We start from the raw sequence: 19,174 nt of genomic DNA, 5'->3' as shown, positions 1-19,174 counted from the left end.
TGCTTTTATTTACTTGTTGATATATTTTTGATCTTGCTGAATATAGGATGTCCTGGCGTCTGTAATAATGAGCACATGATCATTGCCCGGGTAAGAACCACCATCATGGACAAAAACGTGTTTGCCATTATTAAATTCGCCTATATACTCCAATGCACCATTGTGGGGATTAAACCACCAGGCATTCTTCTTATCACCTGATATTTTCGTCATGTCAATATCCATGGGTGTATTGGTATAGTTATAGACTAAAATGTAATCGTTGCCCCGGGTGGCAATGTCCCTGTAATACTGAGTTCCATTTTTACCGGCTATGACGCTTTGATCGGGAATCCGGTCAAAATAGGGAAATGAATAGATTAAATCCTTTACATATTGCATTTCTAAACATCCCGGGTCATGTATCGTTTCATACCAGGGCCGGTCAGCGCCAAATGCCGGCATATAGCCAGGGTGGTACATTTGCATGGTCGAATTGTTGCCATAGGTATGCCCGCATGATCCTGCAAAGACTGACCAATAAGCATACCGGCGTACGTCACGCGCTTTCCACCGGGGTTGTGTAGTATCATGCAATCCTTGTGGAATATCTTCGTAGGAAGGTTCTCCGTCTAAGACGGGTTTCAAAGGTTGCGTTTGGAGGCTGCGTTCTACATAGCGCCAGTTATCTTCTTCTGTATTGGGAGGAATCAAACTGTCTTCCGGTTGTTGCCCGTAACGCCGATGACCCGATTGAAACATGTTGAAGTCCAGCCATGAATCTTTATCAAACCAGATCGAAGATATGGTTCTGCCGCGTGGATGAAAAGTCATTAAATGGTTGGGATCGTACTGTTTAATGGTATTAGCCAGCGTTTCCCAAATTTCTTTCTTCTCATTTCCATACGTGTCACCTCCTATTATCCAAATGATATTGGGATATTTCTTATATCGTTCGGCGAGAAAACGTCCGTATTTTCTGGCATCTTCGATGGTTACCTGTCCCTCTTTCACTGGCGTCCCCCAGACACATACAATACCGACGTAAATGCCATATTGTTTAGCCTGTTGTACAATAAAATCTACATGCTGCCAATAACTGTATTCGCCTCTTTTATCTATATGTTTAAAGTTGAAGCCATCGGGTAATGCCAATTGTCCGTAACTGTTAATGGCCGGAATGGTGTGTAGTACAGAAACCAATACAACATTGAATCCGCTTTTAGCCGTTTCATCCATAAAATAGCTTACCTCCTCACGCTTTGACCTGCTTGGCAATAGCCATGCAGTCTCCCCCAGCCAGAAAAAAGGTTTTCCATCGGCATACTGTAAGAAACGATGATTATCACTTACTCTTAATCTACCGTTGTTCCATGGAGAAGCTGCTTTTTCTTTCTTGTTTTGAGCATTAAGTATTGAAAATCCATTCATTAACAGAATAAGGCTCAGTAATAATGCCAGATTTTTACTATTCATATGAATACATATTGTTTTCATTGTTATTCTTCACTTAATAGTTTTACAGGTCCGATTAATCCAGCCTCTTTTGTGGTTTTATCATTCAAACGATAAACCGGATTTACTAAATAGGTGACGCGTTGTTTTGCGGGTAATAAACTATCTCCTATTAGTCGGTTGATCCAGGTGTTGGTTACAGCAATTTCTATCTTGTTATTCCCATTTTTTAGCGCTTTGGTGATATCGACACGGTATGGGGCAGTCCATGCTACTCCGCAGTGAACGCCATTAACGGTTACTTTGGCAATATCATCAACTTTGCCTAAGTCAAGCCACTGATGTGACAAGCTAGTTTTGTTTTTATTCCATTTTAAATTTATTGTATAGATGGCTGTTCCTGAGTAATATTTTAGGGCAGGATCAGCTTGATTTCTCCAATCCTGTAATTTGGGGAAAAGAATTGCTTTCTTCGGGCCTCCATATTTTGGATTAAATTTTACTTTCCATGGGCCATGAATATTTATTGCATTTGTAATGCGATTCCAGTTTAATCCATTATTTGCATAGGTTGCATGGGTGGGCGTATGCAGGATAATGAATATGGATCCATAGGCATCCAATTGTATCGGTAATTCCGTACGTCCGTTTTCGATCTTCCACTGACTTGCTATTCTGGTTTTACCGGTCACCGGCTCCCAAAGCTCGGGGACACGGCCTGCAACCCGCAATGATACGATTACATGTCGTAATGAATCTTGTTGGTTAGAAATGAAATATATATCCGTCGTTGCTGTTCTTCGGTGTGTCCAGGCAAAGCCGTCTACAATTTTATTCGTTGAATCTCTGAATATGATATCACGTCTGATACCTAAAGGATTCAATGTCCTCTGATTATAGAAACGAATTATTTTGACTCCTTCATGTTGTAACTCGGCAAGGCGTTTCTGAACCTGTTCGGAGAGCGTTGTATCCGGCATCATTGGGTTTGCTCTTGGCAATACCAATAACTTATAACTAACACCCCCCGGCATGTCCATGTCACCATTTTTTACCGAAATCAGATGAAAGAATGCATCCGGGTTTAACGAATCATACTTATATCCTCTTAATGGATCAATCCAATCGGCAGGATTACTGGTATTTGCTGAGTTCATTACTCCATCCGGCTTGTTCCACATTGGAACGCCTACATTTGCCAATCTGGCTTCTTCTCTTTTTATTGCAGCTTTGCCAATGAGACCAGGTAACGTGTTAATCAGACGTTCCGGCAGAATGGCACGGCGTGGCAATCCTTCTCCCGTGAATACAGCAATATCGACAACCGGTGTCCCATATTGTAACAAAGCCTGGCATCGTTGGGTATAGGTAACCCATGCTTTTGCAGGTTTCCACCACGTTTGTGCAGGTTGAAAAAACAAACCCGTTGGGCCGAGCGTCATACCTGGCATGCGATTCGGCCATGGATTCAGCGTAAACACATGGAAAACGAACCGATTGATTCCTAATGAATAGTTTCGATCCTGTATATATTTCAACATTCCGGGATATTCATTCCAATCCATGCGTAATGTGGTAAAAGCCTCTGCCTGAATGACAGGTTTTCCATAGACATGTCCTGCTGATATAGCGTCTAGTATGTCTGTCGGCTTATCGTGCGTAGGACTATTGAGCCAGAATTCACCCATTGGAATGTCCAGCTTTTTATAATGCAACATGTCATCTCCACACATGACAGGAGCGGCAGACTCTCCTGAAAATTCGTATCCATTCTTTTTCGCCAGAGAATCTAATACGCCATAGAAATTGTCTACATATAATTCCGAAATTGTCTTGCGAATATCATACAGGAATTTTTCGGAGAATTGGGCATCTTGAATAGGAATTCCAGCCATTGCAGGAAGATATAATGTAGGGTCATATCCTCTGCGTTTGATAAATTCCTTTTTAAATACCGGAGACCAGTTTTGACTTCCACATTCCCAACTGTCAACATGAATACGTTTTAATACATCGGCAGTTAATTGGTTCCCGAGTTTTTTGCGAATAGTTCCATACCAGTTATTGAATTCCAGTTTGGCTGCCACCGGATTAAACTTATCACATTCCAAGCCCATTTCCGTTCCGCCTGTCATATTTTCGGTACCGGTAGTTGTATATCCAACGCGAAAGATGATCCATTTTCCTGCCGGAATATGCCAAGAAAGTTTTCCGTCATGATATTTGTTGGTGATGTTTATGATTTTATTAAAAGGGACACAAACCGAACTATCCAGTTCTGATGATGGCGTTGCCGGTGAAAAACGCCAGACCTCTCCGTTTTTACCTTCGTATTCATCAATGACTGCTGCTGAAGATAATTCTAATATTTTGATCTTTAAATTAGGGTTCCATTTTGCCATTTCGTTATCTTCCGATCCGGGTTCCGATCCGGCTTTATTATAATAAAAACGAAAATAACGGGCAGTAACTGTTGGAACAAGATGGGTATAATTGAATCCCGAATCATCCCATCCATTGCGGGCAGGAGTCAAACGACATAATGTATGGAAATGAATGCCATCATTACTCGTTTTTATTAATAAACGATGAGATTGATAATTATTAGTTGCACCTCCAGTGATGACGGAGCGGCAGGTAAATGGTTGTGCAAATTCATATTGAATCCAGCAAGGATGAATGCTTTTGAAAACTTTCTTGTTGTTTTTTTGTGCCAGAAAAGAGGCATCCTCTCCCGTACTTGTAGTGACTATGGGTGTTACCGATTGCGTTGTAATTCCAGAACCTTCAGGCGATGGGAATGCCAGGATGGCAATATCTCTGTAATAATTTCTGAGCGATGGCGGATGGGGAAGCGTATCGTTAAAATCCCTGTTCCCGACTACATGTAGTTCGCTCCATGTTACCTTTTGCATGGAAAGCTGGGGCGTAATCCATGGTCCTCCCGCTGTAGCATAACCATCTCCACAGTGCATGGTGAAAAACAATCCCAAATGTTTCGCTTCTTCAAAAGCGTAACGAAGCATTTTCCACCATTGTGGCGTAAATGTATTGGCCGGAGGATTTACCAAAGGAGGATTCGGAGCTGCCTCAATAGGCACTAAATAAGCTCCTGCAAGACCTTCCTTTTTCATTGCCTCCAGATCGGTCTTTATGCCTGCTTTCGTGACAGCTCCTTTCATCCAATACCAATACACCCATGGTTTCGCCGAGGTAGGTGGGTGTTGAAATCGTTGCTTCAGGCTGGATATATTTGACAGGTTTGTGCTGTCTGATTGCGCAAATGTAGTGTTGCAACATGCTATGCCTAACAACATAATGATCCCAACGGAGGTCCTGAAAAAATATTGATACATTTTCTTGTTCATGAATTATGAAGCGATATGAACTATAGCTGGATAATTTGATTTTTATGAGAATATTACTGTTTTGCTCTAAACGTATAACTTTTACCGGCTTCAGTTTTTAAGTCATACAGAAACGTCGGAACCAGGTGCACGGCATTTAATTTCGCTTTATCGGAAATGATGGGTTGTTTTACATCCGGTACATGGAAAAATGGATTGGGATTTTTCCCTTGTGCAAGTTTTAGCCCTTTCCCGATTAACTGATTTTTGACTCGTAAGCGGCAATTTCCTCCTAAGGAAGAATGAATCGTCAGGGTTTCTACCTTGCCGTTTTTCCATGTCATGTCAATAGTGAATCCTCCGCGTGTTTTCAGACCGTCAATAGTGCCGTTTTTCCAAACTGTTGGTAATGCAGGTAATAAATAGATAAACCCGTCATAACTCTGTATTAGCATCTCTGCAATACCGGCAGTACATCCAAAATTTCCATCAATCTGGAAAGGAGGATGTGCATCCAGCATGTTGGGATAGGTTCCACCTTTCTTTTTAATGGTTGAAGCTAAGCTCAACTGATCTTGAAGGAGTTTATACGCATGATTTCCATCCAGGAACCGTGCCCATAAGCAAAGTCTCCAGGCCATTGCCCATCCTGTTGAAAGATCTCCGCGATGAATTAAAGAGGTACGTGCAGCATCAAATAATTTGGGAGTCCGGTAGGGCGAGATTTGATTGCTGGGGAATACTCCATACAAATGGGATACATGGCGATGGGTATCATTGGGATTATCCCAATCCTCTTCCCATTCCTGTAACTGTCCAAAGTGACCGATCCGCATGGGAGAAATTTTATTGCGCAACATTCTTAGCGTATCTGCAAAAAGCGAATCTGTTTTGAGAATCTTTGAGGCTGCAATCACATTGGAATATAAATCGAAGACCAATTGATTATCCATTGTACATCCTCCGCAAATACTGTATTTCCCTCCATCGCCCGGGTGTACATGTTCAGGAGACACAGAAGGACATACGATTAAGTATCCGTTCCTTGGATCTGGAATCATAAAATCCACAAAGAACTTTGCAGCTCCTTTCATGACAGGATATATTGAATCCAGATAAGCTTTATTCCCGGAATACAAATAATGTTCCCATAATTGCTGGCAAACCCATGCTCCGCCGGAAGGCCACATCCCCGATGCGGCATGATCGACAGGCCCGGTTATTCTCCAGATATCCGTGTTGTGATGCAGAACCCATCCTCTGGCTCCATACATTATCCTGGCTGTTTCGTGTCCAGAGACAGAAACGTCGCGCACCATCTGTATGAAAGGTTCCAGCATTTCGCTTAGATTGGTCACATCCGCAGGCCAGTAATTCATTTCCACATTGATATTGGTGGTGTATTTACAATCCCATGGCGGCAATATCTGATAATTCCAAAGACCTTGAAGCGTTGCGGGCTGATCTCCCGGTTGTGATGCACAAATCAGCAAATAACGGCCAAACTGAAAATAGAGTGCTGCTAACTGCGGATCAAAACATAAACTGAATCTTTCGATTCTTTCATCCGTGGGATAATTTGCAGCAGAAGTTGTGCCCAAATCAAGTTTTACCCTGTTGAAAAATTTTGCATAATAAGCGGAATGTTCCCGTTTCGCTTCGTCATAGTTGACGGTCATGGCTTTGTCCAAATAGTTTAAACACTTAAGTTTTTCATTGGTATTAAGTGTTTTGTAGTTGGTGAAATTGGTAGCCATTGATATATAGAAAATGACTTCATTGGCTTTGGAAATGGACATTACTGCATCCTTTACGATATGTGTCCCTCCAAAAACCTTCGCTTTTATCTCTGTGTAAAAATGAACCTTGCCGCTTTGATTTTCATGTGTCTCTGTAATTCCTGAAAGAATCAACGAACTACTGTCATTCGTGATATTAAATTTTTGGTGGGGAGTCGTAAGAAACGCATTACATGAGATACTACCTGGTTTATCAGCCGTTAAACGAACAATAACTACCTGGTCGGTGAAAGAGGTGAAGACTTCACGGTGAAAAACCGTCCCGTTTACTTTGTACGAAACCGAAGCTACTGCCTTACTGATGTTCAGATCACGGTAATAATCCGTGTAATTATTATGCCCCGGGAATGAGATATAAAAATCTCCCATTGACTGATAAGGCATGCCGGAATTGGTATGTGACATGACTTTTTCGTCTGCCAGTCTTTGGGCATCACCATACTTCCCTTCAAAGATCAGCTTCCGTATTTCAGGTATAGCCGCTTTTGCATTTGGGTTGGCATTGTTATTTGGCGATCCTCCCCATACGGTGCCTTCATTGAGTTGTATATGTTCAACAGACGGTGTGCCGAATACCATCGCGCCCAACCTTCCATTTCCTAAAGGCAATGCTTCGTCCCAATTAGCGGCAGGTTTAGTATACCACAATATTAAATCAGATTTTTTATTGGCAATAGCATAATTACTGAGTAATAGTGATGATACTAAGATAAATATAATGCGAATTTTCATAGAGAACTCTATATTTAGTAATTTCTGTTTTGATATATTAGTCAGTTTATGCCGGTTATTTATAATATCCGATTTTTGTAAGCATTGCTGTCAAGGCTGCTTTTCCCTTAATTGCGTTTGCAGGCAGATTCTCCCCGTTAGGGCCAAAAGCATACATTTGGGGATCTTTTTCTATGGTCACTGTGTTTTCGTCAAAATTACCGGCTTTATCCTTCATCCGATTTATATCCAATCCCCAATGCGCTGCCGTGAATTCATACATTGCTTTACGTTTTGACGGCCCATAATCGTGTCCTTCATTGGGAAAGTGAACGTTCTTAACTTCATTCACTGCGTTATAGAATCCATAAGTCCGTTGTAAAAAAGGAAATTCCAGCGTGGGGACGGTACTTGTCCAGTCATGCCCATCGGAAACCACTAACTGTGGCTTGGGGGCAAACATGGCTGCTATCTCGGCATAATTGGTACGGTTTCCACAAAGTTGAAGCGGTAATCCGCTTTCGCATGGGCAACCGCCGGCAAAATGAGAAGTAAGCATAACCACAGGAATGCTTAATGTAATCCGGTTATCGAGTGCGGATATCATGATCGATGTGCCTCCTCCGTTTGATCCTCCTGTAATGCCGACTCTAGTTGTATCTACGTCTTTGAGACTTAATAGATAATTCAAAACGCTAATGGCGTTAAGTATTTGAATGCTTCCAGCAACGCTTGTCCGGTGTAGTGCGCTGTTGAATTGCAGCCTGCTTTCTCCCCATGCAAACAAATCCCAGTCAGCAGCGATGATCCCCATTCGGGCTTCCATTGCACAACGGATCTGTTCGTCTGTACGATAGCGTCCATCGGCAAAATGGCCATTGGGATTTAGCATGACAGGACATTTTCCTTTTATTTTTGATGGCATGTAGATTGAACCGCATACGTAAAGACCCGGTAATGTTTCAAGGGCAAAATTTTCAACCGTATAACCATCGTATTTTCTTTTTGGAGTGAGTATTACCCTGGCTTTGGGTTGATGCGACAGCAACACCGGGAGTTTTAAAACTTGCCACATACATGATTTTAATTCATCCTTCCGTTTCTCCCAACTACTTTTGTTATTGTATAATGTTTCCAGATAGTCTATAAACTCTTTCCCTTCTGCATCTGACATCCGGGTATAGTCAAAGGGTTTGATTTTGTACATGCCGTGATCCATGACATACGTATAGTCAAACGGAGCAAGCACAGCCTGCAGGCTCTTTGTCACACTCCAGGGCTGAATGCGCCAGTCGGCATATTTTAATTGCTTCCCGGCTATCAGTTTTGAGTCATACTTAATCTGTACATGAAACTCCGTCTCTATCTTTTTCAAAACGTCGACTAATGGACGTGTATAGTCGTCATCTGATGTTTGTGCAAAAACTTGTCCGGTTAAAACAACGACAAATAGTGTAAGCAGGATTTTTTTCATCATGATGTTATTTTTCAATGAAATGTATGTTTTTGTTCAGGCTATCTTGCTTTACAATGGGCTGAGATAATCTTCCAAGATAATCATTGGATAATACAATATAATCACTTTTTTCTCCGCTTAACGACAGGAAAGATTGATTTCCGGAGGGGAAACATCCTGTGATAAACATTCCCCGGGTATTGTCAGCCTCAATCAATGGCTTTGCAGCAAGTGGACTAGCCGTATAAATGTTGTTTAAGTAACTGTTTTCTACATCGCTCAATTTGAATGCGGCGCCTAATTGCACATTCACCTGCACATTGTTTAATCTAATATCTTTGGCTTTGCTGATATCAAATCCTGTCTTTGCATCCATATTGATGTTGTCAAATGAGATATTCGAAATTGGCATTTCTTCCAAACCTTTCACTACACAAGCCTGATTGATATTACGGCCTGTAATTCCTGAAATATGAATGTCACGGAATATCGGTGTGCGTTCAGATACCGGTTCCGGTGGAATATTCGCATAAAAGAGATTTACGACAATGCCTCCTTTTTTGATATTATTCATCACTATGTTATTGAAGCTGACATTCTCAACAACACCTCCGCGGCCACGAACGGATTTAATACGGATGCCGTTATCAGTACCATCAAATACACAGTTTGATACAGCAACATTGCGTACTCCTCCGGACATTTCGCTGCCAATCACCACACCTCCATGTCCTGCCAGCATGGTGCAGTTGGTTACTGTAATGTTTTCACTGGGAATGCCATATTTACGCCCTTGTGCATCACGTCCGGATTTAATGGTGAGGCAGTCGTCGCCTGCGCTGATGTAGCAATTGGATATATGCACATTCTTACACGACGATGGATTTATCCCATCTGTATTTGGCGAATGATATGGATTCTGAATGGTAACTCCGGTTATTGTTACATTGTCACAAAATACGGGATCAATCGTCCAGAAAGGGGAGTTTGTTAGTGTAATTCCCTCTATACGAATGTTTTTGCTCTTGTAGAACTGAATAAACGGAGGACGGAAGAATTTCTTTGCCAATGTTCCCTTCCAATCGGAGTTGGGTTCAATATGGAAACCGGGATTCTCTTTGTCCCATAACAGCCTGTATTTTTCCAGCTTGTTTTTAATCAGAGCTTCATTTTTAGTTTCAAATGCCCATGCGGCATTCCACCAGGCTGCTCCGTTCCCGTCAATTTTTCCTCGTCCTTCGATGGTTATATTTTCCTGACCATAAGCGTAAAATAGGGGAGAAAAGCTTTTCATAACTACACCTTCATAACGCATGGTTACAAATGGAAGGTAATCATCAAAATTATTGGAAAATAATAACGTTGCTCCTGCTTCAATATCAATGGTAATATTACTTTTCAATACAATGGGCCCCGTGAGATAAGTGCCTGCCGGAAAGAAAAGAGTGCCGCCTCCTTTAGCTGATAATTGATCAATTACCTTTTTAATGATTTCGGTATTCAATGTCTTACCATCTGCTATACAACCGGTTTTCTGCATATTAATGGTTTCTGCAGTCATGTTTTTTCCTAAAAATAATAAGATAAGGGCAATTAATAGGTGTCTCATTGTGACGGTTTCTTTATTGTTTTCCTGTTAAGTTAAAGATGCCGGATGGCCATGTATAACTACCCGGTTTTATGGTTACGTGCAATGATGGCATTCGCATTACCTGCATTCTTACTACGCCAGGGAATAACTCCTGTTGCGGAGCAAGCGTCTTCCAGCTTAAATAATTCATAATGCTATAAGCCGTAGCGCCTCCTTCTATCAATAATTCGTTAATTGTGCAGTTTTTTACCATGTGCCTTACGACTTTATTCATCCTCATTTTTAAGATTGCAGCATCATTACAAAACGATATTTTTTCAGGGGCAAATGCAATTGCCATTTTGTGGCTTCTTGTCCATTCAAGATCCAGAGATTGCGCCCATTTATAAAGATCGTCGTCTGAACATTGTTCGGCTAAAAGATTTTCAGGGAAAAATCTTACCAGACAATCGGATGCTTCAAGTCGTTTCAAATGATCGCGACTCTGCGGGTGCGTAGTTCCGCAAACGATCAAATAATTGGTAAAACTTTTTGTTTTATAGCTCGTGCTGTATTTTGGTAGTCCAAACGCCATAATCAGTACTTGTTCAAAAAACGCGGCGCTCCCTGCCAGCAATGTGTTTTTGTTCCATGTTTTGAGAATTTTTCCAAGGTCATCGCTAACATTACAATCAGGCACATCTATTACATTATCGGATAACAGTTTTGTTCCCTTCGAGGTGCATCTTTGGGTAAGCAGCTCTTTCACTACGGAGGTGTGCGCTGGGAAGTCAGGATCCATTGAGAATCCCGATTTTTCCAATAAGCTATCGTTGACATAGTAAACGCCATTCCGGATACATCTTCCGATTGCCGGATTAGCAGGTTGAAAAAGCACCTTAGATTTCCCGGTGATTTGCATCATAGCCTCTAATTCAGCCATGATATAACCTCTGAGTACAGAATCTGTTTTTTTGAATAATAGAGAGTCCTTTGCTGACAAAGCCTTACGCGTCATTTGTAAATGTTCGCGAAACGCCTTTTTTTCTGTTTTGGAACGGCTGTCGGTGGCAATAATGAATACATCCGCTTGTTTCAATGGCATGGAATCAATTCCAAACGCCACTTTCAATCCATAGCGAAGGCAAATGCCAGCTACTTCAGCCGCTCCCGTCAGATCGTCAGCAATTACCGTTATCATTTCTTCTTATATTTCGACATTAAAATCGCATAATCAATTGCCAGCAGCATGGCGTCCGGTGATGCTATGCCTTTCCCTGCAACCTCAAACGCTGTCCCATGATCGACAGAGGTACGTATAATAGGCAGCCCCAATGTGATATTTACTCCTTTCACACTTTTCATGGTTTGCTTTTCATTGTCCCATTGAAAGCCTTCCAGTTTAAATGGGATGTGTCCCTGGTCGTGATACATCGCTACACAGCCGTCATATTTCTTTTGAACGGCTTTCACAAACATTGTATCGGGTGGTACGGGGCCTTCCACGTTGAATCCTTTTTCTTTTGCTTCTACAATGGCAGGTATGATTTCGTTGATCTCCTCGTCTCCAAAAAGCCCGTTCTCGCCTGCATGAGGATTAAGGCCTGCCACTGCTATTCGGGGATTGGCGATTCCAAATTGTACACATGCATCATGTAACAACTGGATTACTTCCAGTACTCTTGCTTTAGTACATAAATCGCAGGCCTTTCGTAACGAAACATGAGTGGTGGCATGTATCACTCTTAAACTATCATCTACCAATAACATGGCATACTTCTTCGTATTGGTGAAATGAGCATAAATCTCCGTATGCCCTGAAAAATTATGCCCTGCTTTATGAATGGATTCTTTATTAATCGGCGCTGTTACTGTTGCATCGATGTCTCCGTTCAATGCTAACTCAATTACTTTCCGTACAGCTTGAAAGGCGGCATCTCCGGCCATTGCCGATACTTCGCCCAGTCTTAACTCCGGAAGGTTGACGCTTTGCATATCCAGTACATCAATGCATCCATGTTTGAATATTGCTTCTTCATGTGACCTGACTGGATTGACCGTTAAGGATAAATGCAAATCTTCTGCCGTTTTCTTGAGTACATTGGCATCCCCGACAATAAAAGGATGACACTGTTCATATATATATGAATTCGATAGTGCTTTGATACATATTTCAGGACCGATCCCTGCCGGATCTCCCATGCTTATTCCTATAATTGGTGTCATAATTTTTAGTCTCAAATTTTTTAGTGCAATGAAAAAACAGTCTCTGTATTATATTGATTTCATATATAAAATCAAAGCAGTTTTCTGTAGATTTCAATCGCGTCGGTTTTCGTTACTTCTCTCGGATTGTTTTTTAATAAACGAGTTACCCCCATGGCAATATCAGCCAGTTCCGATAAGTCTTCTGCTTTAATACCGATATCACTCAAATGTTGTGGAATACCACATGCTCTTGATATTTCCTTTATCTTTTCAATTCCGGCAAGGGCTGTTTCTTTTTCATCTCCTTTGTTTTGAACTCCCAGGGCTAATGCTACTGTCGCATGTCGTTCTATAGAGGCCTCCATGTTGAATCGTAAAACCTCCGGCATTACTATAGCGTTGGCTAATCCATGGGGTACATGAAATCTTCCGCCCAATCCATATGACAAAGCATGAATTGCGGCTGTATTTACCGGCCCAAGACATAATCCTCCGTACATGGATCCTAATGCCAAAGCTGATCTGGCTTCGATATCATTTCCATTTTCACAGGCGCGCTGCAAATTCTGAGCAATCAGCTCCATCCCCTTTAATGCATAAATATCAACAGCCGGATGAGCAAATTTATTCGTGTAGGCTTCAATGCAATGGGCGAGGGCGTCCATTCCTGTTTCTGCCGTTAAACGTGCTGGTAAAGATATCGTTAATACGGGATCGATATAGCAGGCATCAGGCAACAGATAGGGACTGATAATACCACTTTTTGCCAAGGTAGTTTCATTCAATAAAATTGCATTCGGCGACATTTCGCTTCCTGTGCCTGAAGTCGTCGGCAAACAGATCAGCTTCTTCGATCTTCCGTTTAACAATCCTATGCCGGCAATATCCTCCAGTTTCTGATTATTCCCCGTCAGCGCAGCCAGTAATTTGGCGCAATCCAACACGCTTCCTCCTCCTATGCCTATAACACAATCAGGATTAAATTGTTCTGATTGGGCTAATAATGCTTCGAACTGACTAAAAGTAGGTTCGCCGGGGAAATTATAGTCGATTAATTCTACTGTCTTCCCGCTGGTTGTTATAGCTTCTAACGTAGGTTGAAGGGTATTTATTAATGGTGAAGTGATCAGCCATAATATTCTTTTTGATGCCTGTACAAACCGGTTGTCAATTAATCGGCCTATACAATTTTCTCCAAATACTATGGTTCCGGGTTGTTGTAATATAATCGAGTTCATATTTTAATTTTTTTAGATTGTCTTCTATTCGACGGTTATTTGTCCGTTGTACCGTCGTCCTCATCTACAGGTCTGCCTCATGCTGCTTTCTTCTTGAAATATCCGTAAATTGTCAGATCGTCTTCTGCAGGTTGTGACTTAAACAGGAAACTGGCTGCATAACCTACAAAAAGAACAATCAGGTGGCTATAGACGCCAAGCATATATTTATGTTGGTGAAAATTATATTTCCCCAGATTCAAAATCAGTTTATCATGTATTTGTGTCGAGGTAAGCACGGCATAGGCTGTAAAAAGAACGCATACGGCAATTCCTATATATAATCCCTGCCGGTTTGCCCGCCTGGACAGGATGCCTAATAGGAATATGCCAACGATTCCGGCTGAGAAGATGGAATAGAGTCCGAAGACGACCCCCAACACTCCTTGCCCGTTCCATGTAATATACAGGTAGGTTACCAACATCATCAACAGGCTTGCTATGAAGACAAGTAATCGTCCCATCCTCAATTTTTGTTTGTCAGTGCTGTTTGGTTTGAAGCGTTGATAGTAATCTCCTATTCCAATAGCCGAAAGACAGTTCAGGTCGGACTGTAAACTGGCAAGTGCGGCTGCTACAAGTGCAGCAAGGACTAGCCCTACAGCACCAACGGGAAGCTGCGTGGAAATAAAGTAAGGAAATACCTTGTCAGCGGTGATACCTTGAGGTAAAGTGGCAGTTCCCGTATGATAAAATACATATAATAATGAACCAATCAACATAAATAACGTCCATACGGAAACGCTTGCAAATACGCCAATGTAGGCGGCATGCTTAGCATCCTTGTCCGATTTTGCAGTCAGGTAACGTTGAACGATCGTTTGATCCGTTCCATATTTCTGAAGTGCATAAAAAGCACCATTAAACACCATCACCCAAAATGTGAGCTTTTGTAAACTAAACGTGAACGGGCCAACGCCAATTTTTCCCATATGTAATGCCTGGCTTAAAGCTTCAGTAGGTCCTCCGGCATTGCGGAACAACAAAATTCCCAGACAGAGTAATCCTCCTCCTATCAGTAAGCTTCCCTGAATCACATCCATCCAGATGACAGCTTCCATCCCTCCCAATAGCGTAAGGGCGACAATGGCAAACCACAATATGAACATAATAGCCAGGATGTGGAGATGAAAGAAGCTGCTCATAGCCAGACAAATCAGGTATAATACGGTTCCCATCTTGGAAAAATGGGTCAGCATAAACGCTATTGAGCTGTAGAGCCGGGCAAAGAATCCAAATCGCCGTTCAAAATATTCATATGTACTTAGCCGTACCACTCTGCGAAACAATGGAACAATGATCCAAATGATTCCTACCAATACGACCGGCACCATTAAACCTTGCACAAGCAATATCCAGTTTGACCTATAAGCTGCTGCCGGATAGGCTAAGAAAGTAACGCTGCTTAGCAAGGTGGCAAAGATGGATAGTCCTATTGCCCACGAAGGAAAGTTCTTGCTCCCTATAAAGTATCGGTCAGAACTTTTTTGCCTTTTTGAAAAGTAAAGGCCTGTCCCGACTGTAAACAATATCGATAATATGACAATCAATCCGTCAATCCAGTGTATTGGACTATTCAGCATGTATCTTGGAAATAAAGAGATTCAACTATGTTTATGGATAAAAAAGAGCTGCCGTTCCATTTTGCCGTTAAATGATTGCGGTTCTCTTTTTGTAATAATCAAATTTTGCTATGATAAGCTCAGTTTCCCGAGCTGAAAGTTCCGTTAACGGAGGCATCATCGTGGTATTACATGTTTTTTCCCCGTGCATCATTACTTTCAGGGCGGCTAACGATTGTCCAAGCGTCCGGTCTTGCTGATAAAGAATTGCTACAATATCTGTCAGTTCCTGATAATGCTGAACTGCGTCCCAATTGCCGAGCAACGCTTCCTGCTTCATTTTGCCATAAAGGGAAGGGACAATATTCCCTGTACTGGGCACTATCCCGTCGGCGCCCAGTTGCAGGCTGTTGGCGCTTTGTGCTCCCCATCCGCAGAAATAGGAGAAATCTTCACGATCGCGATAGGTTTCAATACAGGTTGTCATCCGTTCGATATCACGTTCGGAATCTTTCAACCCCCAAATATTTGGATGCTTGCTTAATCTTTCCACAACAGCCAATGGAATGGACATTTGCGTTGTGGCCTTAATATTATAGAGCATCACAGGCCCTTTTATATGGTCTGCCAACTGAATGTAAAAGGCTTCCATTTGTTCCGGTGTCAGGATATAATAGGCGGGCAGGGTAGCCACTACAACATCAGCCCCTAAGTCGATATATTGATTTCCCCGTTTGATTAAATCCGAAACCTGATTGCCAACTAATCCGGCATAAATGGTTTGGTGTGTCCCTTTTACGGTTACTGCAGCCTGAACGAAACGCAAACTTTCCTGTTCATTTATGGAACTTGATTCGCCGGTTGTTCCTAAAACCAGCGGATCTATATTGTTTTGCGCTAGTTGGTTCAGGATTAATCCTACAGCCGTAATATCTACTGTGAAATCTTTATTTAATGGCGTAATGACCGGAACTACTACTCCTGAAAATCTCTTTTGCATTATATCAGTTCTGTTATTAACGTGTTATAGACTTGTGATGATATTCCATCTTCCTGATCCTAAGTCAATGGTATTGTCTTTTATCGCTTCTGTTTTATGATTTATGACAGCCGAATTGACCTTGAAGGGTAATGTTACTGTTGCTGAAGAATTTACAGGAATAGTGATTCTTAGCGTAAATTCTTTCGCTTGTTTTGTCCATTCAACCTGAATTCTTCCATATAAACTTTCTGTTGAAGCAGATACTGTTTTGATGTTGCCGGCAGGAATCGGTTTGATATAGAAATGTCTGAATCCTGGACTTTCCGGATCATCCTGTATACCGGCTAACGTTTTATAAAACCATTCCTCTACTTGTCCCAACATAAAATGGTTTCTGGAATTTCCCTTACGTGGGTCCCATTGTTCTGCAAGCGTAGTTAATCCGTATTTTACCTGGAATCCATATCCCGGAACATCATAACGATTTAACATATCAAACATTACATCATTCAACCCATTGTTTGCCAGTGTCTGAAACAGGTAACGGTTACCAATATCGCCTGTTGTCAGATGATTGCCATGATAACGGATGTCCGCAACCAAATTGTTCAGAACCGCTTGTTTATTTTTCGGGTCGACCAGGTTTAAATAGAGAGAAACCGCATTTGCATATTGGCTCCCAATGTCATATTGTTTTGTTGCCGGATTAAAGAAACGTTCGTTATAGGCTTTTTTTATCTCATTAACGAGCTGTTTGAATTTTGTTGTGTCATTTGTACCTAACAGCTTGGCGGCTTTATACATCAAGGATGCTGATAAATAATAATGTGCTGTTGCTGATAATGCAATGGATGTGTTTTGCGAGTATCCAGCAGGTTTTACGCCATAGTCATACCAGTCTCCCAATCCATAGGAAAGAATATGGCATTTGGCTCTGGATGTAAGATAATCAAGGTATCTTTTCATGACAGGATAATACTGACGGATCAATGAACTGTCACCATAATGTTCGTAATATATCCATGGTATAACGATAGATGCACAGCCCCATTCAGGTGAGTCTGTAAAATCTCCTCCAAAATGTACATATTCCGGACAGATACTTGGAACAAGTCCGTCGGCATATTGGGCGTCGCGTATATCACGCATGATTTTCGGGAAGAAAGTTGACATGTCGTAATTATACATTAAGCCGGGTGCGTTTAATTGATCCTGTTCCAGCCAACCCAGTTTCTCGCGATGAGGACAATCTGTAAGTACTCCCTGGAAGTTACTTTTTATTGAATTGTTGATTATAAAATGAGTATGGGAAAAGAGTGAATCGGAGCAGTTAAACGAACCGATTTCCGGAGCTGAGGAATAGACAAAGTCTGATTTTATAGCTGTTATTAAGGGGAGTTGGCTCCCTTTAGGCGCTTTCAAGACATTGGCTCCTACCACTTCGATATATTGAAATCCGTAATAACTGAACAAAGGATGCCATTGCTCAATGCTGTCTCCGCTTAATGTGTATTCAAAATAGTAAGGTCTACCGGTGCGTTTCTGGCTGACGTATCCGTCTTTATCCAAGCTTTCACCTACCCACAACCGTATGGTTTGTCCCTTTTTACCTTTTACTTTAATCGATGGAAAGCCGGCCAGGTTTTGTCCCATATCCAGCACATATACGGAATCGGATAATTGATGAATGCTCTTTATTCCATATTGCTTGTGGATGACGACAGGAGGAGCCAATTGCGGAGTTAACTCTCCCTTTGGGGATTCCTGTATGACCACCGGTTTCCATGCTTTTCCTTTGTCATTAAATGCGGGGCTATCCCAGCCTTTTTGCTCTAAGTTCGCATTGTAATCTTCTCCGCCATAGATGTTATTAAAAGTAATGGGACTCAATGCGTAGCTCCAGCTTTGATCAGAGCAGATTGTTTGTTCTGTACCATTGGTATAGTGTATTACCATTTTGAAAAATAGGGTGGGAGGCCCATAAGTACGCCATAGCTTACTGTACCGGTTGCTGATGGCATTGTAAAAACCATTCCCCAGGATGACTCCAATCACATTTTCACCTTTGTGTAGCTGTGAAGTGACATCGTAGGTATTGTAATAAACGGTTTTATCGTAATCACTCCACAGCGGGGCAAACTGACTATTGCTAATTTTTTCTCCATCGATGGATAGCCTGTAATGCCCGAGTCCACAGATATAAACTATGGCGTCCCGGATTTTTTTGTGCACGGTGAATGACTTTCTGAGCATAATACTGCGCAATGCCAAGCTATTGATGGAATCCAATAATTCAAGGTTTGCTTTCTTTTTAAGAGAAGGCATGTGGAAGCTTCTGCCGATTGGCAAATGAGCATATGTTCTTGTGATGGCTCCGATCCACCGGGCATTCATGAAAGATGGATAAGGCGCTATAGAGAAATAGGAGGGGAGGCTCCATGAAGAAGCCCTCCCTTTTGCATCCCAAACTCTTACTATCCATTTATAAAAGTGTCCCGGTTGTAATTTCCCAGTTCCCCCGTAGGGAATCAATTGGCTTCTGTCTGATTTTATCTTTCCGCTCTTCCAAATAGGATTGTTAGCGTTAGAAAATTTAGGACTTACCTCTATTTCATAAGCAGTTTGTTTGTCGTCGTTGGTAGCCGATTGCAATTGCCAGCCAAACCGGGGTTCAACGGTATTGATCGATAACGGATTGACAGCCATGTCGCAAGTAGTTTTGGCTATTACAATTGCATTCGCAAACAATGGCATCATTGCAATGATAACACACAAAATACTTCTTGCTACTCCTCTGTTCATCGCTAACTAATCTTAAAACATTCTTG

The 19,174-nt window shown here is 41.7% G+C and carries 10 protein-coding genes and 1 pseudogene; all 11 read right to left on the bottom strand.

Annotation, left to right across the window (positions count from 1 at the left end; all coding sequences use genetic code 11):
- Nucleotides 1–9 precede the first annotated feature (9 nt).
- Nucleotides 10–1,455 carry a glycoside hydrolase family 140 protein gene (locus FHX64_RS05630; RefSeq protein ID WP_183412818.1) on the bottom strand — a complete coding sequence of 482 codons (1,446 nt, stop codon included), beginning with the start codon at nt 1,453–1,455 and terminating at the stop codon, nt 10–12.
- Nucleotides 1,456–1,478: 23 nt separating this feature from the next.
- A complete protein-coding gene (locus FHX64_RS05625; protein WP_183412817.1) occupies nt 1,479–4,802 on the bottom strand; it encodes a glycosyl hydrolase in 3,324 nt (1,107 codons plus the stop codon).
- Nucleotides 4,803–4,855: 53 nt separating this feature from the next.
- Complete coding sequence (locus FHX64_RS05620) at nt 4,856–7,312, bottom strand: glycoside hydrolase family 95 protein (RefSeq protein WP_183412816.1); 2,457 nt, start codon at nt 7,310–7,312, stop codon at nt 4,856–4,858.
- Nucleotides 7,313–7,367: 55 nt separating this feature from the next.
- A complete protein-coding gene (locus FHX64_RS05615) occupies nt 7,368–8,768 on the bottom strand; it encodes an acetylxylan esterase (RefSeq protein ID WP_246392314.1) in 1,401 nt (466 codons plus the stop codon).
- 286 nt (nt 8,769–9,054) lie between these two features.
- Nucleotides 9,055–10,356, bottom strand: a pseudogene (locus FHX64_RS05610) (glycoside hydrolase family 28 protein); the annotation flags it as partial.
- Between the two features lie 13 nt (nt 10,357–10,369).
- The gene (locus FHX64_RS05605) at nt 10,370–11,518 is read right to left on the bottom strand and encodes a four-carbon acid sugar kinase family protein (protein ID WP_183412814.1); all 1,149 of its coding nucleotides are present in this window, start codon (nt 11,516–11,518) and stop codon (nt 10,370–10,372) included.
- Nucleotides 11,515–12,543: a 4-hydroxythreonine-4-phosphate dehydrogenase PdxA gene (pdxA, locus tag FHX64_RS05600; RefSeq protein ID WP_221202149.1), complete on the bottom strand. Its 1,029-nt coding sequence runs from the start codon at nt 12,541–12,543 to the stop codon at nt 11,515–11,517. The genes FHX64_RS05605 and pdxA overlap by 4 nt, the downstream gene beginning before the upstream one ends.
- A gap of 71 nt (nt 12,544–12,614) precedes the next feature.
- On the bottom strand, nt 12,615–13,763 hold the full coding sequence (locus tag FHX64_RS05595) for an iron-containing alcohol dehydrogenase (RefSeq protein WP_183412813.1): 1,149 nt from the start codon (nt 13,761–13,763) through the stop codon (nt 12,615–12,617).
- A 77-nt stretch (nt 13,764–13,840) separates the two neighbouring features.
- Nucleotides 13,841–15,385, bottom strand: a complete 1,545-nt coding sequence (locus FHX64_RS05590) for a sodium:solute symporter family transporter (protein ID WP_221202148.1) — start codon at nt 15,383–15,385, stop codon at nt 13,841–13,843.
- 67 nt (nt 15,386–15,452) lie between these two features.
- Complete coding sequence (locus FHX64_RS05585) at nt 15,453–16,364, bottom strand: dihydrodipicolinate synthase family protein (RefSeq protein WP_183412812.1); 912 nt, start codon at nt 16,362–16,364, stop codon at nt 15,453–15,455.
- 24 nt (nt 16,365–16,388) lie between these two features.
- Nucleotides 16,389–19,148, bottom strand: coding sequence for a glycoside hydrolase family 78 protein (locus tag FHX64_RS05580; RefSeq protein ID WP_183412811.1), 2,760 nt, complete (start codon nt 19,146–19,148; stop codon nt 16,389–16,391).
- Between the last annotated feature and the right edge of the window lie 26 nt (nt 19,149–19,174).

The organism is Microbacter margulisiae, from assembly GCF_014192515.1.
In the GTDB taxonomy this organism is placed as follows: Bacteria; Bacteroidota; Bacteroidia; order Bacteroidales; family Paludibacteraceae; genus Microbacter; species Microbacter margulisiae.
The sequence above is the reverse complement of the archived record's forward strand: the minus strand, read 5'-3'. Positions and strand labels throughout refer to the sequence as shown.